Annotated in this window: 16 protein-coding genes and 1 tRNA gene; 5 read left to right on the forward strand and 12 right to left on the reverse strand. The window is 63.5% G+C overall.

Annotated features, from left to right (window positions below; translation table 11 throughout):
• Together HMPREF3149_RS09320 and HMPREF3149_RS09325 are read left to right on the forward strand one after the other, a co-directional pair.
• Window positions 1–274 (forward strand): HNH endonuclease signature motif containing protein (locus tag HMPREF3149_RS09320; protein ID WP_141741494.1); only part of this gene is annotated, 274 nt, incomplete at its 5' end.
• A gap of 97 nt (window positions 275–371) precedes the next feature.
• Window positions 372–917, forward strand: coding sequence for a DNA-3-methyladenine glycosylase (locus HMPREF3149_RS09325; RefSeq protein ID WP_070537665.1), 546 nt, complete (start codon window positions 372–374; stop codon window positions 915–917).
• A gap of 20 nt (window positions 918–937) precedes the next feature.
• Here the strand turns inward: HMPREF3149_RS09325 and HMPREF3149_RS09330 are convergent, their stop codons facing one another.
• The gene (locus HMPREF3149_RS09330) at window positions 938–2,155 is read right to left on the reverse strand and encodes a L,D-transpeptidase (protein ID WP_070537668.1); all 1,218 of its coding nucleotides are present in this window, start codon (window positions 2,153–2,155) and stop codon (window positions 938–940) included.
• 272 nt (window positions 2,156–2,427) lie between these two features.
• Here HMPREF3149_RS09330 and HMPREF3149_RS09335 point away from each other — a divergent pair.
• Window positions 2,428–2,500: transfer RNA gene (locus tag HMPREF3149_RS09335), tRNA-Lys, on the forward strand.
• Window positions 2,501–2,543: 43 nt separating this feature from the next.
• Here the strand turns inward: HMPREF3149_RS09335 and HMPREF3149_RS09340 are convergent.
• The 5 genes from HMPREF3149_RS09340 to HMPREF3149_RS09360 form a co-directional block, all read right to left on the reverse strand.
• Complete coding sequence (locus tag HMPREF3149_RS09340) at window positions 2,544–3,047, reverse strand: 2'-5' RNA ligase family protein (RefSeq protein ID WP_070537671.1); 504 nt, start codon at window positions 3,045–3,047, stop codon at window positions 2,544–2,546.
• Window positions 3,048–3,058: 11 nt separating this feature from the next.
• Window positions 3,059–3,820, reverse strand: a complete 762-nt coding sequence (locus tag HMPREF3149_RS09345) for an ABC transporter ATP-binding protein (RefSeq protein ID WP_070537674.1) — start codon at window positions 3,818–3,820, stop codon at window positions 3,059–3,061.
• Complete coding sequence (locus HMPREF3149_RS09350) at window positions 3,811–4,917, reverse strand: FecCD family ABC transporter permease (protein WP_236683972.1); 1,107 nt, start codon at window positions 4,915–4,917, stop codon at window positions 3,811–3,813. The genes HMPREF3149_RS09345 and HMPREF3149_RS09350 overlap by 10 nt, the downstream gene beginning before the upstream one ends.
• Window positions 4,918–4,919: 2 nt before the next feature.
• On the reverse strand, window positions 4,920–6,149 hold the full coding sequence (locus HMPREF3149_RS09355) for an ABC transporter substrate-binding protein (protein WP_070537677.1): 1,230 nt from the start codon (window positions 6,147–6,149) through the stop codon (window positions 4,920–4,922).
• Window positions 6,150–6,353: 204 nt separating this feature from the next.
• A complete protein-coding gene (locus HMPREF3149_RS09360; protein WP_070537680.1) occupies window positions 6,354–6,632 on the reverse strand; it encodes a DUF3618 domain-containing protein in 279 nt (92 codons plus the stop codon).
• Window positions 6,633–6,811: 179 nt separating this feature from the next.
• On the opposite strand from HMPREF3149_RS09360, the gene bcp reads away from it, so the two are divergent.
• The gene (bcp, locus tag HMPREF3149_RS09365; RefSeq protein ID WP_070537726.1) at window positions 6,812–7,282 is read left to right on the forward strand and encodes a thioredoxin-dependent thiol peroxidase; all 471 of its coding nucleotides are present in this window, start codon (window positions 6,812–6,814) and stop codon (window positions 7,280–7,282) included.
• Here bcp and HMPREF3149_RS09370 read toward each other — a convergent pair.
• The 6 genes from HMPREF3149_RS09370 to HMPREF3149_RS13630 all read right to left on the reverse strand — a co-directional run bounded on the left by HMPREF3149_RS09370 (window position 7,279) and on the right by HMPREF3149_RS13630 (window position 19,704).
• Window positions 7,279–7,713: a holo-ACP synthase AcpS gene (locus tag HMPREF3149_RS09370; RefSeq protein WP_141741495.1), complete on the reverse strand. Its 435-nt coding sequence runs from the start codon at window positions 7,711–7,713 to the stop codon at window positions 7,279–7,281. The genes bcp and HMPREF3149_RS09370 overlap by 4 nt on opposite strands.
• Window positions 7,714–7,723: 10 nt before the next feature.
• A complete protein-coding gene (locus tag HMPREF3149_RS09375; protein WP_070537682.1) occupies window positions 7,724–8,476 on the reverse strand; it encodes an ATP-binding cassette domain-containing protein in 753 nt (250 codons plus the stop codon).
• 3 nt (window positions 8,477–8,479) lie between these two features.
• Window positions 8,480–9,535 (reverse strand): ABC transporter permease, encoded by a 1,056-nt coding sequence (locus tag HMPREF3149_RS09380; RefSeq protein WP_070537684.1) that lies wholly within the window; start codon window positions 9,533–9,535, stop codon window positions 8,480–8,482.
• Entirely contained in the window at window positions 9,532–10,521 is a 990-nt protein-coding gene (locus HMPREF3149_RS09385) for a substrate-binding domain-containing protein (protein ID WP_070537730.1), read from the reverse strand. The genes HMPREF3149_RS09380 and HMPREF3149_RS09385 overlap by 4 nt, the downstream gene beginning before the upstream one ends.
• Before the next feature lie 103 nt (window positions 10,522–10,624).
• On the reverse strand, window positions 10,625–19,516 hold the full coding sequence (locus tag HMPREF3149_RS09390) for a type I polyketide synthase (protein WP_070537687.1): 8,892 nt from the start codon (window positions 19,514–19,516) through the stop codon (window positions 10,625–10,627).
• 17 nt (window positions 19,517–19,533) lie between these two features.
• The gene (locus tag HMPREF3149_RS13630; RefSeq protein ID WP_158407810.1) at window positions 19,534–19,704 is read right to left on the reverse strand and encodes a hypothetical protein; all 171 of its coding nucleotides are present in this window, start codon (window positions 19,702–19,704) and stop codon (window positions 19,534–19,536) included.
• A 37-nt stretch (window positions 19,705–19,741) separates the two neighbouring features.
• On the opposite strand from HMPREF3149_RS13630, the gene HMPREF3149_RS09395 reads away from it, so the two are divergent.
• Entirely contained in the window at window positions 19,742–20,494 is a 753-nt protein-coding gene (locus HMPREF3149_RS09395; protein WP_070537690.1) for an HNH endonuclease family protein, read from the forward strand.
• The last annotated feature ends 204 nt before the right edge of the window (window positions 20,495–20,698 follow it).

Genomic DNA, 20,698 nt, shown 5'->3' on the forward strand with positions numbered 1-20,698 from the left:
CTGCCAGGTTCACCACATCATCCCCTGGCAAGCCGGTGGTTACACCAACATTAAGAATCTGACCTTCCTATGCGCCTACCACAACGGCATTAACGACGATGACCCATCACGGCCCACCGGACGAGGCTACGTCTTCAGACTCAACACCGGCATCGGCTACATCCCACCCGGGGGTGCACCGATCACCGCCACACCCGAATACCAACAAGCCATAGCAAGACTCACCACCGAACAAGCCACGCAGCCGCCTGACCCACCACCAGGCGCAAGCTAAACCCGCCGCAGGCAGACACACGCACCCTACGCCGAAACCCGCCAACCACACCACGGCCAGCGGGCACGTCGGCGATCCCGCCCGTTAAACTGCAGCAATGATTGATTTCACCGCCTCCGCCGATGTCGTGGCTCCCCAACTGCTGGGCGCGGTACTTACCCACAACGGGGTTTCCATTCGGATAACCGAGGTCGAAGCCTACCTCGGATTCCACGATGAGGCCTCACACACTTTCAACGGCCGTACCCCACGCAACGCCGCAATGTTTGGGCCACCGGGGCGCCTTTACGTCTACATGTCCTACGGGATTCACCGCAACGGCAACATTGTCTGCGCGCCCGAAGGCCGCGGCGAAGGATGTCTGCTGCGTAGCGGCGAAGTTATTGACGGAGTGGATGTGGCCTATGAGCGCCGAGGCAACACAGACTTCCACAACCTCGCCCGCGGGCCAGGAAACCTAGGCAAGGCCCTTGGGTTCAGCTTGGACGACAACGGCACACGAGTGCACTTGGCAGAACGCACCACGGAACCCGAATGGGTACGCGGTCCACGCATTGGCATTTCCAAGAACACGGACGCGGCCCTGCGCTTCTGGATTCCCTTTGACAAGACCGTGTCTCGGCGTCGTGGGCGCCCTTCGTAGTTCTCGCCCCTCTCGGTTACTTACTGGTTTGCAGTAGCATTCCCCGCGGACCATGTCTCCCAGTCCATGTTCCAGTCACCTAGTCCATCGAGCGGGCTCAACACGCCGCCACCGGTGTTGTACACCCTGACCACGTCACCGCGCTTCACCGTGCTCTGGAACCATTCTGCATCCGCAGTCGTCACATTGATGCAGCCATGCGATTGGTTGTAGCTTCCCATCGCACCAACCGCCCAGGGAGCCGCGTGGACGTAGATACCCGAATAGGACATCTGAGTCGCCCACTGGACGTCCGTCTTGTAGCCACCAGCATCGAGAGCCAGCCCAAAGGTGGTGGAATCCATAGTCAAGGATGGATACTCGTCACCAATGACGTAGACACCATTCGGCGTATCCCATTGGCCGTCCGTACCCATAGAAATCGGAATGCGCCGCAGAACCTCTCCATTCTTAAACACCGACATCATCTTGGAGTTGTTGTCCACCAGCGTGATGACGCGGTCCCCAATGGTGAAATTCGTTGAGGCGTCCTCGCCTCCATAGACCCCGCCGCCGAGGTTTCGGCCGTAGAGGTCGACGTCAACAGTCACGGCCGTCCCTGGCTCCCAGTATTTCTCGGGACGCCACCGCACCTCCTGGTTATTCACCCAGTAGAAAGCACCCTCCACCGCGGGTTCCGTCTTGACGGTGATAGCGTCTTCCGCCGCCTTCCGGTCGGTGACGTAGTTACCAAAACGCACGCCGATGACCTGACCCACACCCACAACAGAATCCGGGATGGGCGTCATCGCCACCTCAGAGACGGCTGCTGCCTGCGGAGTGGTGAACGTGATGGTCTTATTGTTGCCGTCTTTGTCCGTGGCCTTAACGGTGTAGGTGTGGTTGTACCCCAGCACCTCTGTGTTCTTCCACGTCATAGCGTCGGAGGACAGCTCATCCTTGACAACCTTGCCGGCCTCGTTGGTCATGGTGACCTTTGAGAGCCCCGCGGTGGATGTCACCTCAATCGGTTCGGAAGGATCCACGTCCTCCGCCCCGTCCTTGATGGAGAACCTCAGCTCCTTCGCCTTCGCGGCCGCCGAAGCCTCCGCACTCGCCTGCACTTGTTCCTCCGAGAGGTTCTTTGCCTCATCGTGACCTTCAGGCTCTCCGATGGTGCACGCAGCCATCACCGACCCGGCCAGGGCAAGACCAGAAAGAAACACTGCGGGACGTGCAGCAGGGAATAGAGAACGCACACAAACCCCTAGATAGATACAACGTTTATTAAGACAACATCCTCAGACTAGTCCGCGCACTCGACTCCAAACTAGTTGACCCCGCCGCCTTTAACCGTTTCGTTATCCATCCGTCATTGGCCGCGGTACAGCGGAACAAAAGATGCACGCAGCAACACTCTTGAAATGCGCAACAACCAGGCGATTTTACCTTTTTCCACACAGGGTGTTAAAGTTACATCTCGTTGCACGGCAGGCGCTGAGGAAATCAGAAGCCCGCCATGACAATGACTGCGCCATTAGCTCAATTGGCAGAGCAACTGACTCTTAATCAGTGGGTTCGGGGTTCAAGTCCCTGATGGCGCACAATAGCACCCCTCTCCCTTCGCGGTGAGGGGTTTCGTCGATCCTAGCCCAAGGCTTCGAGCTGCTGCGTCTTCGGCCGCCACCACGCGGCCTGTGGCGCCGAGAACTCTTTGTGCCGGAAGGTGGAGATATCGTCGAGGGCCCGCATGTAGTCGGGCATCAGGGCGCGCGGCAACCGCAGACCCAACGTCAGGTGCGGGGTCCATCGCGGACCCCTCCCCTCCGGGTTGGCGGCGCTTATCTGGCGCGCGGCGGTTTCCAGCTCATCCGTGGTTTCTAGGAGCCACGCCACGGTCTGCTTACTCTTGGTGCCAAAGACCACCGTGCCCACACGGCGAAAGGTCGCGGGCAGAAGCGGCGGCAGCAGCTCGCGGGCAAGGTCGACTACTTTCACGTCGAGCGCCGGCGCGAACGTCACCGTAATATGCGGGCGCTGATGCTGCACCGGAAAACCGCGCTCCGCCAGGGCAGCATAGACCTCCCGGATGGTCTCTTCATCCTCCGGCGTGAGGTACAACAGGAGGTTCTCGGGCGATTGTCGGCTCACATGGCCCGAGTCTAACTAACCTCGCGCAGCGCCACGACGGGCTGACCGCGGTGGTCCAGCACGTCCGCCTCCACGCCGTAGACCTCACGCAAGAGTTCCTCCGTGAGCACCTCCCCCGGCGTGCCGTGCGCGCGGACGCTGCCTTTGTGAAGCACAACGAGCTGGTCGCACATGCGCGCAGCCAGGTTGATGTCATGAATAGCCACGAGCGCAAGGCTGCCTTCCTCCCGCGCCTTTGCCCGCACGCGGCCCAAGACAAAGAGCTGGCGGTGCAGGTCGAGGGCGGAGGTGGGTTCGTCGAGAAGCATGAGCCCAGGGGTGCCCACCAGCATCTGTGCTACGGCAACGAGCTGGCGCTGGCCCCCGGAGAGCTCGTTGAGATAGCGCTGCGCAATCTCGTCGAGCCCCATGGAGTGCAGGACCTCGGCGGTGCGCGCGACCGGGTCGTCGCACGCTTCCCGACGCGCCGCAATCAGCACCGTCTCAAACGCCCGCAGCGCCGCGGTGTGCGGCAGGCCCTGCGGCACATAGCCGACGAGCTGACGGCGCCGTTGTCCACGCGGGGCCTGGCCGCCGACGCGGAAATCCACCGTCCCGCCCCGCGCGCGGTGCACGCCGGCCAGCGTCTTGATGGTGGTGGTCTTACCGGAGGCGTTCGGCCCCAGCAACCCCACCACCTGCCCGCCGCGCAGCGTGGGAAGGCTCAGCCCGTCCACCACCGTGTGCGAGCCATAGCCGGCAGACAGTTCGGAAATGGTGAGTTCTACGTCCACAATGCCCTCCTCCGAGTCATGACGATAGCGATAAAGAACGGCACGCCCAGAAGCGAGGTGACGATGCCGATGGGGATGGCCAGCCCAGGCTTAATCACGAGGCTGAGCGCGTGGGCAGCGCACATCACCGCCGCGCCTGCAGCCATGGAGGCCGGCACGAAGTAGCGCTGATCCTCGCCCACCAGCATGCGCGCGATGTGCGGGCCGACGAGGCCGATGAAACCGATGATGCCGGCGAAGGCCACGGTGGTGGCCGCGACGAGTGATACTACGACGAGCACGATGACCCGCAGGCGGGAAGTGTTGATGCCGAGGGCGGTGGCGCGGGCGTCGCCAAGCCGCAGCGCCGTCAGCCGCCACGACAGCGCGCCCAGGATGGGCAGCGCCACCACGAGCACACCCGCTAACACGGCGTTGGCCTGCCAGCTGGCGCGGGTGAGCGAGCCCATGGACCAGAAGACGATTTGCTGGAGCGCCTCGCTGGAGGAACGGTACTGGATGAGCGCCAGCATGGCCTGGAAGAAGAAGACGAGGCCGATGCCGAGCAGCACCATCGTTTCGGACTTCGCACCGCGGATAACGGCGGCGACGACGATGACGGCCGTGGCCACCGCAGCGGACAGCCACGCGATGAGGGCGAGGTTGAACTGCGGCTGGGCCAAGAGCTGCCAGCGCAGCACGATGGCGCTGGCCCCGCCGAAGGCCGCGGCGGCGGAGATGCCGAGGGTAAAGGGCTCTGCCAGGGGGTTGTCCAGGATGGTCTGCATCTGCGCGCCGGCGAGCGACAGGCTGGCACCGATAAGCAGCGCCATGACGGCCATGGGCAGGCGCAGGCTCCACAGGACGGTACGCGTTTGCTTGTCGACGCCCCCTGGGTCCACCATGCCGCGCAGCACCTCACCCGGGGTGAGGTTGATGGCGCCGACGATGACACTGACAACGAAGGCGGCGAGCGCCACGAGGACTAGGCCGGCGACGATGGCGATGCGGCGGCGGGTCACGCGGGAGTGCTCGCGGGCGAGGGCCGCGGCGGCGGCCACGGGATCGGTGGTGCTCTCAGCGCGAACCGGATGTGCGGTGGTTGTAGAAATACTCATGACTAGTTGGTGCTGAAGAAGGTTCCGTCGCCGGGGACGGGCGAGTACTTCTCCTGGGCATCGGCCCACTCTTTCTGGACGTCGATGTCTGCGTAGTCCTCCGGGTGGAGCCACGCGGCTATCTGGAGCAGCGCCAGGTAGTTAAAGGGCGAGTTGTAGAACTGGTGCCACAGGCCGTGGAGGTTGTGTTCCTTGACGGCGGTGAGGTCCTCGAAGCCGGGCTGGACGCTGGCCAGCGTGGCGGCGCTATCGTGGGCATCCTTTGAGCTGATGCCATACCCCGCGGCCGCGAAGCCGGTGTGGCCCTTGGAGCTATCGACCTTGGAGGACCAGTCGCCGCCGGTAGCGATGATCATGTCCGGATCAGCATCGATGACCTTTTCAGGGGTAAGGGCGCCGGATTCGCCGTCGATGAGGCCGTCAGCCACATTCTCACCACCGGCGACGTTGACCAGCTGGGAGATGTTGGAGTCATTCCACGAGCCGCAGCAGTCTGACACACCCGCCGCTCGCCACACGAAGGTAGACGGCGTGTCTTTTGCCTTAGCTGCACGTTCTTTTACCAGGTCAACGTTCTTCTGCCAGTCTGCGATGAATTCATCGGCACGATCCTCGTGGCCAAAAATATCAGCGAAGATTTCCATAGTGGGGACAGTGTTCTCCAGTGGCTTGGCACGGAAATCCGTGACGGCGTAGGTGAGTCCGGCTTGATCCAACTTGTCGGTGAGCCCAGCGGTCTGAGAAGCCTCATACTGGTCTTTGGAAAGCACGATGAGGTCTGGATCGAGGCTAATCAGCTCCTCTACGCTGACGTCGCCCTTGGTAAAGCCGCCAATTTCGGGCAGCTCGTTGACCTTGGGGACGACCTTTTCCAACTCGCGGTAGTAATCGGGCACGTTCTGCTTGAGGTCCGAGCCGATGGCTACAACTTTGTCGAGCGGATCTTTAGCGTTAAGGACGCCGGTGGCAAACACTCCGCGCCCCTCTCCGAGGATGACACGCTCTGGCTCATGGTCCAGCTCCACGTGGCGGCCGGCTAGGTCCGTGAAAGTCACGGCTGCAGTGCTATCAGTAGATGCGTCTTGTGTGGCATCCTCGGCCGTTGTCCCGGCAGCGCAGCCTGTCACAGTACTGGCAAGTGCCGCCACTAGAGCAAAGGTTCCTACGACACGCGGTCGTGCCGTTTGGTGGTGAGTAGGGCTGTGAACCACTGTTGTTCCTCGTACTTTCATCGTCGTGTGCGGTACCCACGCGGGGAGCGCACTCCAATCAGGACGAGTTCATCCTACACATTCAGGTTAGGCTACCCAAAGTCTATGTAGGGTAGGCAACACTTTTCCCTGCTATGCGAAGCGTAATAAAACCCTGACCTGGAAAACGTCCAGGGCAGGGTTCTCATGCGTGCGCAGTCAGCGCAGCGAATATGGGGAGAGTGCTTAGCGGCGCTCAGCCAGCAGGCGCTGCAGCTCCTTGATATCGGACTTGCGACGCTTGGAGCGGAAGACGGAGAAAGCGATAAGACCTACGACAGCAGCGCCGACACCGGCGAGCGCCATCTGCACGTTGCGGTCCTGCAGCTTCTCAGTGGCGGCACCCTTGGCGTCGTCCACGAAGTTCTGCGGCTTGCTGCGGTCAGCCAGCTCATCCAGAGTGCTAGCCAGCTGACGGCGGGTGCGCTCGATGTCGCGCTGGATATCATCAATGTTGCGTGCCACGTAAATCTCCTGAGATTTTGACTGTGATTGTGTGATCTGTTGCGGCCAGAATCTGGCCGCTGAAGTTCTAACGTCGATATTCTACATTGACCTTCACCGCTGCCGCATGTCTACCCGCACAGTGAGGGCGCAAGAACTGTGCCGGAGAGCACGCAGTGAAGCACGGTATGGTGGAGACCATGACTGAAGCACAACGACTGTCCGTAGGAGATAAAGCCCCGGCCTTTTCCTTGAGCGATGATGCCGGCACTACCGTGAGTCTGAGCGATTATGCAGGCAAACGCGTCGTGGTCTACTTCTACCCGCGCGCCAACACCCCTGGATGCACCAAGGAAGCGTGCGATTTCCGGGATAGCCTCGAGCAGCTCAACGGTATGGACATCGCCGTCGTGGGCATTTCTCCCGACAAGCCGGAGGCCTTGGCGAAGTTCCGTGAGGATCACGAGCTAAACTTCCCGCTGCTGTCGGACCCCGAAAAGGAGGTCATGACGGCTTATGGCGCGTTCGGTGAAAAGAAGAACTACGGCAAGGTCGTCCAAGGCGTTATTCGCTCCACCTTCCTCGTGGACGAGGATGGCACCATCGCCCAGGCCATGTACAACGTCAAGGCCACCGGCCACGTCGCCCGCGTTCTCAAAGCGCTGGACTAGCCGCACCCCGCGGTGAGAAGAAGAACCGTGGCGGTGGCATAGTCACCGTCATGGCTGATGGACAGCGCTGTGGTGTAATCCCCCAAGGACTCCTGCGCCGCAGCAGCGATACTCCCCCGCAGCTCGAGGGCCACCCGACCCCACGCGTCGGGGCGGACCTCAATGTCTGACCAGACAACAGCCTCCTCATTCATGACTGGCGGGCGCCCGTAGAGCGCCTGCGACCACGCCTTGATGAAGGCCTCCTTAGCAGCCCAGCGTCCAGCCATGTACTGGGCGCGGGCAGCACCCTCAAGTCCTCGAGCCTGCGCCCCGCGCAGCTCGGCAGCGCTAAAGACCCGGGCAAAGCGCGTACCAGGCAGCGCAAGCTGCTCAGCAAAGGACGGGATGTGCACGAGGTCGGTACCCACACTCATTCCGCTCATGCTCATGCAGAACAGCCTAGCGCGCCAACTGTTGCTTGAGCTCCTCAAGCTCATCGCCGCCGGCCATCCACTGAGTCAGTTCCGGCAGGCTAACCGCCTCTTTCGGCGCGTTCAAGGACATCTCTCCCACCGTGAGTACGACGAAGTGGTCGCCCACCAGGTAAGCATGCTGCGGATTGTGGGTAATAAACACAACGCCCATGCCGCGCTCGCGAGCGGCGTCGATGAAGCGCAGCACCATGCCGGATTGCTTCACGCCGAGGGCGGCGGTGGGCTCATCGAGGATGATGTAACGAGCGCCGAAGTAGATCGCGCGTGCGATGGCGACAACTTGGCGCTGGCCACCGGAGAGTGCGGAGAGTTCCACGTCGACGTCGCCAAGCACAATGCCCATATCCGAGAGCTGGTCGTGCGTAATTCGCTTCATCTCCGACTCGCGGAGACGACCCAGCGCGCCTGTAAGCTCCTGCCCCAGGAAGAAGTTGCGCCACACCGACAAGGACGGCACGAGCGCCAGGTCCTGATACACCGTGGCGATGCCCGCGTCGAGGGAATCGCGGGGGCTGGCAAACCGCACCTCATCGCCATCAACGGTGATGGTGCCACCGGTCGGTGGGGTCAGGCCAGCCAGAATCTTGATGATCGTAGATTTTCCCGCACCGTTATCTCCCAGCACGCAGGTCACAGTCCCCTCCTTCACAGCCAAGTTGATATCCCGCAAGGCGTGGAAGTTGCCGAAGGTTTGGGAAATATCGTGCAGCTCAATCATGGTTTATCGCTTCCTCGTGAAGTTGGCCACCGACGTGTTCGTCAGCACGGCGAAAAGCAGCATGGCACCGAGGAAGAACTTGAACCAGTCGGGGTTCCAGCCCGCATACACGATGCCCTGGTTGGTCATGCCGAAAATGAGCGCGCCAATGGCCGTGCCCACCGCGGTACCGCGCCCACCAGTCATGGAGCAGCCGCCGATCACTGCAGCGATGATGTAGAGAAACTCGTTACCGATACCCTGGCCCGCTTGGATGGAGTCGAAGGCAAATAGGGTGTGCATGCCCACGAACCAGGCGGCAAAACCGACAAACATGAACAGCGCCACCTTGACGCGGCGCACGGGCACGCCGACGGCGCGAGCGGCCTCGTCATCGCCACCAACAGCGAAAATCCAGTTGCCCCAGCGCGTCTTGTACAGAACCCACGAAGCAATGGCGACAAACACTAACCACCAGATAACGGTGGCGCGAATACTCAACGAGCCCAGGTGAATCGTGCCAGCGAAGACGACGCGTGCGGAAGGAAATCCCTCCATATCCGCGATGGTAGGGGTGGCCACCTGCCCCGTCACCAGCTTCGTGATGGCCAGGTTGAGGCCCTGCAGCATAAGGAAGGCCGCCAAAGTGATAAGGAAGGAATCAATTTTGGTGCGCACAACCAGCAGGCCGTTGAGCGCACCGATAGCCAGCGCGGTGAGCAGCGACAGGCCCACGCCCACCCAGGAATTGAGATGGAAATTGTAGTTGAGCATCGTGGCCACAAGCGCAGCCGAGGTCACGGCCACGCCGGAGGACAGGTCGAACTCATTGCCTATCATGAGTAGACCCACCGCCAGCGCCACAATTCCCAGCGTGGAGCTGGCATAGAGCACCGTGGAAAAAGCCTCCATCGAGCGGAAGGCCGGGGCGACGATCATGAAAAGGATGAAGATGGCAACCGCGCCGAGCAGGCTGGCCAGCTCTGGGCGGCGAATCAGGCGCGAGAAGGCGCTGCGGCGAGTCAGGCGGGTATCGCCTATGCTTTCCGACGCCTCCCCTACCGGCACCGCCCCACTCATCGCAGGCCCTCCTTCGCCGACTCGGAAATGACGTCCACGTTGGTGGAATCTACAAACGAGGGTCCGGTGTAGACCGGACGGCCGCCGCCTAGGGTGGAGCCGTTGCGGTGAGCCAACCACAGTGCATCGACGGCGAGGTAACCCTGCATATAGGGTTGCTGGTCCACGGCCCACTGGACGGTGCCGTCGGCGATGGCGTCGACAAGCTCGGCGTTGGTGTCGAACGTCGAGACCTTAGCCTGTGACCCTGCCTCAGCCACCGCATCGGTCGAACGCATGGCCACCGAGGCCTGGAGCGCCATGACCCAGTCGATGGACTTATCCTGTGCCAGTTTGGCATTAATGGTGGATTGGGCAGCGGTGAGGTCTTTGCCGTTGACGTAGAGGATCTCTACCTTTCCGCCGTCCATACCATCCTTGACGCCGGCGCAGCGCGCCTCCTGGGAAGAGTTGCCCTGCTCGTGAATAACGCACAGAGCATGCTGTGCCCCGTCGGCTTTGAGGCGCTCGCCGGCCTTGGTGCCCGCGACCTTTTCTTCTTGTCCAAAGAAGGCGCTCATGCCGTACTTCTCGTAGTCATCCATGCCGGCGTTGAGGCCGACGGTGGGGATTCCGGCATCGGCAGCCTTCTTGGCCACCGGGCCAATAGCGCCTGCATTCGGCATGGTGACGGCGATGCCATCCACACCAGAATCGATGGCGGACTGCACCAGATTGGCCTGGTTGGGGGCTTCCGGGTCGGAGGAATAGCGCAGTTCGATGTTGTCCTTGCGCGCGGCATCCTCCGCGCCCTTGCGTACGAGATCCCAGTAGGTATCGCCCGGCGCGCCATGGGAGATCATGGCGACGACGAGGCGCTCGGTGTCGACACCACCGGCCAGCTCGCCCTCCTCGCTCGGGCGGGGCGCGCCTCCGGTGGCGGAGCATCCCCCGATCGTGGCGGCGAGGGCGACCGCACTGACACCACGTGCAAACTTTGTGTTGATTTTCACCCTTGCATGGTGCCCCAGCACACACTCTGGGTTCAACCCGCTTGACCTGGTTCTTTATCGTTTCAGAGGGTTCGAGCTGGGGTTATTCTTCGGTGTTTTACCCCCGCTCGGATGTGTCGTGTGGTGCTGCGTCCGGCTCTAGGATGCCGCTGCGCAGGCGCGCCGACTCGCTGAGTAGAACGGCGGCTTCCCGCTCTGTTACTGCGTCGGCATCGCCGCCTCCGAGGTTGCGTTCGATCGGCCGCTCGTACAGTGCTGCTCCGCCGCGCATGGCCTCCTCTAGGCGGCGCAGCCCGGCGCGTTCACGCGCCTCGGCGGCCTTATGCCACGCTTGTGCGGCATCGTCGCCGCGCTCGCTGGCCACTGCCGCCACGAAGGCCTCCGGGTGGACGAGCGCGATGAGTGCTGAGACGTGCCCGAAGCCCAAAGAGGTCACGAGCCCTGCCTTGGGCGGAGTTCGCCGCAGATCCAGTGGCCTGCGCAGCCACACGAGGTGCTCGTGGCGGCGCAGTTGCGGGTCGACGCAATCCAGGGAGCGATTCGGCGGGATGATGCCCTGGCGCAGCACCTGGCTCAGGCCCACGATCTGGAAGGCCGCGGCCCCACCTTTGGCGTGGCCGGTCAGTGACTTCTGGGACACCACGTACAGCGGGTTGCCTGCACTGCGCCCGAGGGCAGAGGCGATTCGTTCGTGCAGGTCGGACTCGTTAGGGTCGTTGGCTGTCGTGGACGTGTCGTGCTTGGACACCACTGCGATGTCATCCGGAGACACCCCCAGGTCCTTGAGACCACGGGCGAGGCGGGACTCGGAACCGCCGCGCGCCGCCGAGAGCGCACCGATGCCCGGCGCGGGAATGGAGTTGTGCGCACCATCGGCAAAAGATTCAGCAAAGCCCACCACGCCGAGGACCGGCAAGCCTAGGTCCGCGGCGAGGGTTCCACGCGCGAGCAGCAGCGTTCCGCCGCCCTCCGATTCAACAAATCCGCCGCGGCGGCGGTCATTCGGGCGGGAGAAGTACCGGTTCTCAATGCCCTGTGCGGCCAAGTGCGTGCTATCGGCCGTGGCGGCCATGTCGCCGAAACCTGTAATGCCCTCCACCGAGAGCGCGTCGATGCCACCGGCGACAACGAAGTCGGCCTTGTGCAGGCGCAGCTTATCGCAGGCTTCTTCCACCGACACCGCTGCCGTGGCGCAGGCGGCGACGGGGTGGACCATCTGGCCGTAGCCACCGACGTACGACTGCATGACGTGCGCGGCGATGACGTTGGGTAGCGCCTCTTGCAGGATGTCATTCTGCCGCGGGTGGGCCAAGAGCTTATCGACGTACAGCGACCGCAACGCCTCTTGCCCTGCCATGCCGGTGCCCTGTGTGGAGCTCACCCGCGCCGGGTGAACGTGGGACAGCAACTCGGCTGGGCTAAACCCTGCAGAGAGGAAGGCGTCCACCGTGCACACGAGGTTCCACACGGCAAGGCGGTCGAGATTGTCCAGCATGTCGGCTGGGATGCTGTAGACCCCGGGGTCGAATCCTTCCGGGATCTGTCCACCCACTACGCGTGTCATGGCCACGCGGCGCGGCACGCGCACGGCGGAGCCCGCTGGCCGGGTGACCTGCCATTCGGTCTCACCGCCCGGAGTGGATTCCACGCGCTGAAGCGTGGCACCCTCGCAGCTGTCCACGAAGGAGCGTGCGGTGGCTTCATCCTCAACGGTGAAGTTCAGCGGTTTCTCCAGGTAAATGGTGGTCAGCTCTGGGGCGAGGTTGTCCACCATGGGCAGGTGAGGCCCGAAACTGTCGTGGAAGCGTCGCACACCGATGCCGGCGAGGACCTCGTCGTGGAAGCGCTCATAAACTTCTTCCTCCGCGATGGACTCGCCCTCTGGCGTGATCCACGCCGCTGTCTTTTCATCCCACGTCACAAGTCCACAGGTCCACGCCAACTCCAGCACGCCGGCAGCGCTAAGTTCACCGCCGACTTCGATCTCATAGCGGGTGCGCGATGAGCCCAGCGGCCCCAGTTCGCCGGCGCCGACAATGACCACCATGTCTTCCAGGGATTGGGTGACCTCGCTGAAGTCGGGGTGGGTCCATTCCAGTGGCTTCAGCACGTGCGGTAGAGCCGTCACGGTGCGTGGTGTGGGCAGTTCGGTCCCGGACTCGGGGGCTGTGGAGGCACCGTGTGCCTCACGTGCCACCTCGGCCAGATTAAGGTCGGCACCCAACAGTCCGCCACTAAAGTCCATGGTGTGGGGCGCAGTGGCGGCCTCGATGAGCACCGATTCGTTGGCGGCGCCATCGACAAGGCGGATGGCCATCTCCTTCGCGGAGAACGTGGCCACGCCGCGGGCCTCGACCTGGGACACAAGAGAATCGTTGCCCGCCATCAGCCCGGTTCCGCGAACCCAGCCGATGAGCGCGTGGACCAGCGAGGTTCGAGCGCCCCATGAATCTTGCTCGGCATGCCAACGGTTGACCAGGGCGTGGAAAGCGGCCTTGGCCTCGCCATACGCGCCGTCGCCGCCGAAGCGCCCGTGGTTGGGTGAGCCGGGCAGCACCACGTGGAGGCGATGCCCCAGGTGGGTATCCGCGCCCACCGCGGACAGCCCCGCGATGAGCCGCTCCACGGACCACAGCAGCAGGCGCATCTGGGCTTCAGCCGCCGGCCCCGCATCGGACACGGTTCCGCTGACGGGCGGTGCCGCAAAGGGAAAGAGTAGGTCGGGTATGAAGGCCGGTTTGCGCACCACGGTCTCGCCATTCACCGTGGCAGTCTCCTCCGCACCGATCCACTCCACAAACGCATCGATATCTGCAAAAGAGTTGAGGTTGGTTGGGACCACCCACAGCGCGGCCGTGCCGACTCCACGCTTGCGGTAGAGGTCTTTAAAGAATTCAACGCGCTGCGGGGTGAGTTGCGAGGTCGTCGCAATGACAGTGGCGCCCTCGACGAGGAGCTCGGAGATAATCTCCGCACCAATCGAGCCCGGCGAACCTCCCGTCACCACAGCCACCTGACCGGAGTGGAGCAGGAACTCGCCTGGCACCGCGGCGTCCGCGGCCTGGCATCGATAGCCCAGATAAGCTGCCATACGCTCGACCTCCGCACCGGCGCCGAGAACATCGAGGCGTGGTTCCTCGACTCCAGCTGCGGCAGCCTGGACAAGGTCTTCGCGGGCGTAGGCCCAGTAGTCGTCGAAAAGCACTGCCTTCGTAGCGTCAAAGGCGGGGGCCACGCGCCGTTCCCAGTCGGGTCCCAGCTCCGCCTCGATAAGGCCGGCACGGTTGTCGGTGTCCGTCGTATTCTTCATCGACGCGGCCGCGTCGTCGCGAGCGCCACGCCCCAGGGCGTCGAGCAGCGAGCGCGCAGAATCCTCAAGTGCGGTTTCCAACCGCTGCGCATACTCCGTCAGCGCCACCGGGTCCACGTTCGCTTCCGCGGTGGCCCGCGCGCGCTTCGTCACTGTCACCCCGGCGCGGGTGGTGACGGCGGTCAGGGAGGCGTCGATAAGCTCGTCGAGCTCACGCACAGTCGACACCTCCGCGCGCGGCAGGGTGGCCAGGTCCCCGCCACGCAGGGAGGCACCCTCGCGGCTGGCCAGCACGAGCTCCGCTACGACGCGGTCAGCCCAGCCAGGGCCTAGGCCCCACTCGGTGTGAACGCGCTCGGCGATGTACCCCGGCTTCTTCCCCGCCGGGCCCGTCAGGCGGCGCACCGCCTGCCCCACCTGCGCGGCGAGTACGGGACCAAAAGAGTCATAGCGAGGCGCGCGCTGCGCCACTGTCTCCGCAAGCTCACGCAGTGGTCTATCCGCCGCGCCCTCGATGGCGCCGATCCCGAATTCCACGCCCAAGTCCAGCAGCAGCTGGTTGCGGCGGGAGGACACGCCCTCCACGAGGGTCTCGATAGTGTCGGTAGCCTCCATCTGGTCGGGTCGGACCTTGGTCCACAGAGCGATGAGCATCTCCACGGCCACCTGCGGGTTCAGCGCGCGGTCTGGCACCTCTGTGTGCGGCTCGTCGGGGGCAGCGGCCACCACCGGTTCCGGCGTGGGGTCTGCCACGTGTTCCGTGAGGTCTTCCACAGCCTCTTCAGCAGTGCGCTCCGGCGCGGGCTGCGCGTCCTCAGCGAAGACGCGGGCGTGGTCGCGTTCAATGTTGAGCACCTCAACCTCACTGCCCGCGTAGTCAGACAGGCCTAGTGTTTGGCCCATCATGTTAGCTACGGTCGGTGCAGCGCCCACGCCAACCTCGATGAAACGCTCGATGCCCAGTCCCGCTACGCCTGCTTCTGTCATGGAACCGCGTGGGGTAAGCAGAAGGTCTTGGGTTTCAATCCAGCGAACTGGGGAGGCGAATTGCCAGGCCAGAAGCTCAATGAGGAGCGTGCGCCCGAGCTCCTTCGGGTTCGCTGCAGCCCTTGCGAAATCCTCAACAAGTGCCGTGATCCGCTCAGATTCCACCACGTCCGCTATGGCCTCTACGAACTCACGATCCAGAGAAAAGGGCCTGGCCACGAGGTTCGGCACGTAACGGCCCACCAGCACCGAGAGGTCAATGTCCCGTGGAATGAGCTCCTCCAAATGCGAGCGGAAGTCCTCTACCCCACCACGCAAAAGGGAGGAATGGAAGGGCACGTCAACGCCTGGAATGGGCACGAAGGCGCGCTGGCCAGGAGCCCAGTACTCGGCATTCTCATCGATGGCCTCGAGGCCGTCGATGGTCCCCGCAATCGCGTACTGGCGCCCCTGGACGTTGTAGTTGACCACCTCGAGGAACTCCCCGGTGACCTCGCTTGTCTCGGCAACGTAGTCCTCAACCTCATCCGCGCGCATCCCCATCTTGTGCGGTCGGAGCGCTCCCAGGCCGTAGCGGGACACGCCATCAGCATCGCGTTCGACGAAACGGTGCATGGTCAGCCCACGGACATAGACAATCTCCAGAACCGCTTCAAGGGAGAGGACCTCCGCATACGCGGCCAGGGCGTTGTACTCGCCGACGGAATGTCCGCCGAAGGATGCCGTGGTGTCGAGGACCCCTGCTTCCTTGAGGGCGGCGATCTGGGCGCAGCCCAACGTAGCCATGGCGACCTGGGTGAACTGGGTCAGGAACAGCACACCGTTCGGATGGTGATAGGTAGTGCCACCCACCACAACGTTGTCCGGGTTGGTGCGCACGATCGCCAGGATGGAAAAGCCAAGGTGTTCTCTCGTGTACGCATCCGCACGGTCCCACACCGCGCGCGCAGCCGGTGACTGTCCGTAGTCCGCCATGCCCATCCCCGGGGATTGGATGCCCTGGCCGGGGAAGGCATAGAACGTGCGCGGAGTGCTCATTGTGGCGCGGGCCTCGAGCACCACCACACCATTGCACGTTGCGGTGACAGCGCGGATTTCGCCGTGATCGCCACGCTTGTCGACGCCCACCCGTTCCACCTCGAACTCCACCTCACTGCCGGGCAGGACTGGGGCCAGCATCGATGCAGACCACTCCAGGACCTGTGTGCCATCACAGGCCGCGGCCGCCTGAGCTAGGGCCGAGGTCCACATTCCGTGCACGATAGGGCCGTCCTTCAGGCCTGCAAGCGCCGCGGCATTCGCGGAGAGGTGAATGGGGTTCTTATCCCCCGTCACCGCGGCGAAGGGGCGCAGAGATTCCGGCGCGGTCACGGTGCGTTGGTGAAGGAAGGACCGTGGGGTTTTGCGTATCCCTTCCGACGCTGCGTCTGAATCACGGAACTCGTCCATACTCGCGGTCCCAGTGCGCCCAGCAATAAGGAAGCGCTCGCGTAGCGTTGCTATGTCCCCCACACTCACCGCAACGTCGATGACTCGACCCGAGGGTGTATCACTTACCGCAACCAAGTCTGCGGTGATGGTCATCTCCAGCGGCGTGGAGCCCGGTGCGGCCGTGGCTGCAAGACGCTCGGTGGCATCCTTACCAAGCATCAGTGAGTGTTTGAGGTGGACCAGGTTGAGCAGACCCTCGACCACTGGCTCAGCCTTCGCATCGTTAGTGATCCGGACATCCGCGATGACAGCGAAGATCGCTGGCCAGGCCATTCCTACGAGGACGTCTGGCGCGGCTGACTCCGCGGCCGCCATACCGGCACTATCCGAGCTCGTCACGGAAACGTAGTCAGCCATGTCCGCTGCATCGAGGCGGGCCTCCATCTTGGCGCGGCCGTCCTTAACTTCCGGCAGTGTGCCACCGGCCGCTGCACGGGCAAGCTCACGCATGGCGGAAGCGGCATCCTCGGTGCTCACGGAAGGCGAGGCGCCCGGAATGCTCGGTGCCATGATGCGCACGCGCAGCACAGCGTCACCCTCCTGCGTCGAGCCAGCGCCCACGGGCACGGTGTACCAGAAGTCCGCAGAGCCCTCACCGATGGGAACAGTTGCACCGCTCGGGCGAAGAATCGCGCCGGGTAGGTCAAGGAGCAGCGGATTTACGTGTTCGCGGCCAGCCCAGTTCAGGGTAGGTGCGCGGCGGATGAGAGCCTCAGCGCTCGGTGCAGACTCGCGTGCGTCCGGTACTTCCTGGGGAAGGCGGTCTGCGGCGGCCTGCTCGAAGCGAGCCAACAGCTCAACCACCGGCTCGTTGGCGCGCTCAATACCCGCAACAGCGGCTGGGCCGGGGATGATGCAGACCTGGTCGGCGTCATAGTGCTCGTCGTGGGCCTGCCACAGGGAGTCGAGGCGGAAGCGGCGGCGCACGGAGGAGTCGATAACCGGCACAAAGCTCGGCGGTTTCCCCGGACCATCGAGCAGGGTGATGAACCAGGCGGCATCGGTGGGATGAAGCGCGGCGTCTCCGTAGAGCTTTATGAGCGAAGCGATGGCGTCTGTGGGGTGAGAACGATCCACGTTCACCTGAAGTTCTATCTCACCGTGATCGGCCTCGTGCAGACGAGCTTCGCTGCGCGCGACCATGTCCTTAAAGCGATTAAACCATGACTCGTCGACCCACCCGTCGAGGAAAGACAGCTCCACATAGCGGTGCAGCCACTGGGAGTACGACATCGCGGCGAGGTCGCCGAAGTAGGGCTTGCACGTCGCCGCCAGCGCAGCGATGATCTCCTCACGACGGGCAGCAACGTGCGCCTCGTCGCCGGCGACCTCATCGAGCAGCCTGCCCGCGCGGGCGAAGGAATTGTCCAGCTCATGGATGCTGGCATCCAGATCTGACCGTCCGGACGTGACGTCCTTGTCTGTGGCGGCGGCAAGAGCCTGCTTGACTGACTCCGAGGCGGTGGACTCCGCGGTGGCCATAGCGGCGGTGCCAACCATGATGGCATCAACAGGTGCTGCGGGCAGGCCGAAGCGTCGTGACCACTCGCCGGTGAGGTACTCCGCGCCGCGCGCCGGGGTTCCGATGCCACCGCCGACGGCGAGCAGCACGTTAGGCTGCTGGCGAATGTCGGCGTACGCGGCCACAAGCAACTCATCGAGTTCCTCGGTGGAGTGGTGTCCGCCGGCGCTACCGCCTTCGAGCTGAAGGATGAGTGTGGTGGACACCTCGCGCGCAATCGCGAGCACCTGCTTGACCTGCTCGACGGTGCCAGGTTTAAAGGCTATCCACGGGAAGTTTTCTGCTTGCAGGCGCTCTACCAGCGCAAGGGCCTCCTCGTGCGGCGGGATACCAGCGGAAATGACCACGCCGTTGAGCGGCGCACCTGCGGCTCGGGCGCGGGGGATGGCACGCTGCCCCTCAATCTGGCGGCGCCACTGCGCAGCAGACAGATACAGGGCGTTGAACTGTGCATTCACGCCCGGCGCGAGCATCTCTGCGAGGTTATCCAGGTTCTGCGCCAGGATCTCATCGGTGTGTTGGCCGCCGCCGGCGAGCTCTGCCCAGTGTCCTGCGTTGGCGGCCGCGGCAACGATGGTCGGATCTACAGTGGTGGGCGTCATGCCGGGCAACATGACCGGGGAATAGCCCGTCACGTCGGTGAAGCGCGTGGTGAGGCGCCCTTCCACCAGACGCGGTGCAAAGGTAGACCAGGCGGCAGGCAGCGCGGGCGCGTGGCCGGGCTCAAACAGCTGCGCTTGCCCCTCTGTGGTAGCTGCGGCCACCGTGCCCACTCCCCGGCCAGCGACGATGCCTCGTGTTAAAGGCTCAACGCCGCGAGCGGGACCCATCTCCAGAATCCAGCACGCGCCGGCGGCGACAGCCTCAGTGACACGGGCAGGCCAGTCCACGGTGTCCGTGAGCACCGCGCGGGCCAGCTCACTCACGAGTTCAGACTCGAGGCCGATGCGCGCTGCCCAGCGCTCCACCTGTTCCACGGCCTCCCCCATCGCCGGATGATGGAAGGCGGCGTCAACGTCCAGGTCCGTCAGACTCACATGTTCGCCGTCGATAGTTCGGCGCACGCGGGCAAGCTCGGCTGGTGTTCCCACGATGACGAATCGCTCGTGGCCGTTGATGAGGCCAATGTGGGCGCCGGCTGCCCGAAGTTGTTCCTCCGAGGCACCCGACACCGCCACCATGGGTGAACCCTGGTCGGAGCGGACGAGCCCGTGGATGCGAGCAGTCCTCGACACGGCAGCACCAAGGAGGCGGGCAAGGGCCAAGGCCTCAGCTGGGCTTACCCGGCCGGCGGCGACTGCAGCAGCCACCACGCCCTGCGAGTGCCCAATGCTCGCCACGGCGACGTCAGTGTTGAGCCCCTGTGCGCGCACGGACTCGAGGACCGCGAGCTGGGCCATCACAATGCCCGGCGTGGACACAGCTGGCGCGGATAGCCCGAACGCAGGCTGGGCATCCGCCCACTCCAGCGGCGAGAAACCGTGGGGGGTGGTAGGTAGGAGCGCGCCGACAAGCGGGGCGAGAAGCTCCTCGGCCGCATCCAGGTATCGGGCAAGCTGCGGCCGCACACCTGTGGCTAGGGCCTCACGGAGGGTGGGCAGCCACGCATAGCCCTGCCCAGAGAAGGACAGCGCGCAAGGCTCCACGTCTAAACACGCAGCAAGGGGTGCGGTGTTCATGGGATGGGTCACCGGCGCTACTCCCCCAGGGCACGCGCAACGAGCTGCACGGCCGCATCGAGGGAAGGCTGGGTCTGGGGCTCAGGCAGGCCGCAAAAGACCTGGCAGGCGTGGTCCGGAACGACCTCGGCCGAGCGGGACAAACCACGCTCGGAGAGGTACTCATCAAAGAACATGTCGATACTCATACCGACATCAGATTCTACCCATTACGATCGATGCGTTATGGCCTCTCGCACCCCTTTCATTCTCGCAGCTCTCCTCAACGTTCTCGTTGCTGCCTTGGTGCTGGTTGGCCTCACGTTTCCTACCTCCAGCTCCCAGCCAGACGCTGCCCCGAACACAGCTCAGGAGAGCCCCTCTGCGTCCGCGAACGTACAGGATGAGCAGACGGAAGCAGCAGCTGAGGTAGCTGCGGCGCTTACCACGTTGGACTCCCTCGAGGTCAAGGGCCGTGCGCCGATGACCGGCTATGAGCGCGAGGAATTTGGCCAGGCCTGGTCCGATGATGTCACCGTGGAGTTTGGCCACAATGGCTGCGATACCCGCAATGACATCCTGCGCCGCGACTTGGACAACCTCGTGATCAAGGACGGCACGCATGACTGCGTGGTGTTATCGGGGACCCTCCAGGATCCCTACTCTGGCCAGGCCATAGAGTTCCAACGCGGTGCCGAGACTTCAGATGCGGTGCAGATCGATCACGTCGTCGCGCTTGCCGACGCCTGGCAGAAAGGCGCCCAACAATGGTTACCCGAGCAGCGCCGAAACTTTGCCAACGATCCCCGCAACCTCCTTGCCGTCGATGGCCCCCTCAACCAGCAGAAAGGCGCCGGTGACGCCGCCACGTGGCTGCCACCCAACACAGCTTTTCGCTGCCAGTATGCGCAGCGCATCGTTGAGGTAAAGGCAGCGTATGGCGTGTGGGTCACCGACGCCGAGCAGGAGGCGCTGCGCCGGCAGTTGCTTGCCTGCTAAGGGGGGTTACCCCCATCCCACCCCGCATATTATTCACCTACAGATCATGCACAGATCCCCCTCAGTTGCCCCACAAACCACGTGCATGGCGTGTGAATCGAGCCTCCGCACGCGAACATCTATAGATCTTTCCATATCTAATAAATGCAGCGTCCAGAGCTAGGCAGTCACCCCCTCATGAAAGAAAATTAATCGTTTTTTCTT

Origin of the sequence: Corynebacterium sp. HMSC05E07, assembly GCF_001807225.1 — a bacterium.
Classification (GTDB): domain Bacteria; phylum Actinomycetota; class Actinomycetes; order Mycobacteriales; family Mycobacteriaceae; genus Corynebacterium; species Corynebacterium singulare.

What these genes read in the sequence shown, in the direction of transcription:
- HMPREF3149_RS09325 (WP_070537665.1), top strand. Translation starts at nt 372, where the DNA reads ATGATTGATTTCACCGCCTCCGCCGATGTCGTGGCTCCCCAACTGCTG.
- HMPREF3149_RS09350 (WP_236683972.1), bottom strand. Translation starts at nt 4,917, where the DNA reads ATGAGTATTTCTACAACCACCGCACATCCGGTTCGCGCTGAGAGCACC.
- HMPREF3149_RS09355 (WP_070537677.1), bottom strand. Translation starts at nt 6,149, where the DNA reads ATGAAAGTACGAGGAACAACAGTGGTTCACAGCCCTACTCACCACCAA.
- bcp (WP_070537726.1), top strand. Translation starts at nt 6,812, where the DNA reads ATGACTGAAGCACAACGACTGTCCGTAGGAGATAAAGCCCCGGCCTTT.
- HMPREF3149_RS09370 (WP_141741495.1), bottom strand. Translation starts at nt 7,713, where the DNA reads ATGAGCATGAGCGGAATGAGTGTGGGTACCGACCTCGTGCACATCCCG.
- HMPREF3149_RS09375 (WP_070537682.1), bottom strand. Translation starts at nt 8,476, where the DNA reads ATGATTGAGCTGCACGATATTTCCCAAACCTTCGGCAACTTCCACGCC.
- HMPREF3149_RS09380 (WP_070537684.1), bottom strand. Translation starts at nt 9,535, where the DNA reads ATGAGTGGGGCGGTGCCGGTAGGGGAGGCGTCGGAAAGCATAGGCGAT.
- HMPREF3149_RS09390 (WP_070537687.1), bottom strand. Translation starts at nt 19,516, where the DNA reads ATGAACACCGCACCCCTTGCTGCGTGTTTAGACGTGGAGCCTTGCGCG.
- HMPREF3149_RS13630 (WP_158407810.1), bottom strand. Translation starts at nt 19,704, where the DNA reads ATGAGTATCGACATGTTCTTTGATGAGTACCTCTCCGAGCGTGGTTTG.
- HMPREF3149_RS09395 (WP_070537690.1), top strand. Translation starts at nt 19,742, where the DNA reads ATGGCCTCTCGCACCCCTTTCATTCTCGCAGCTCTCCTCAACGTTCTC.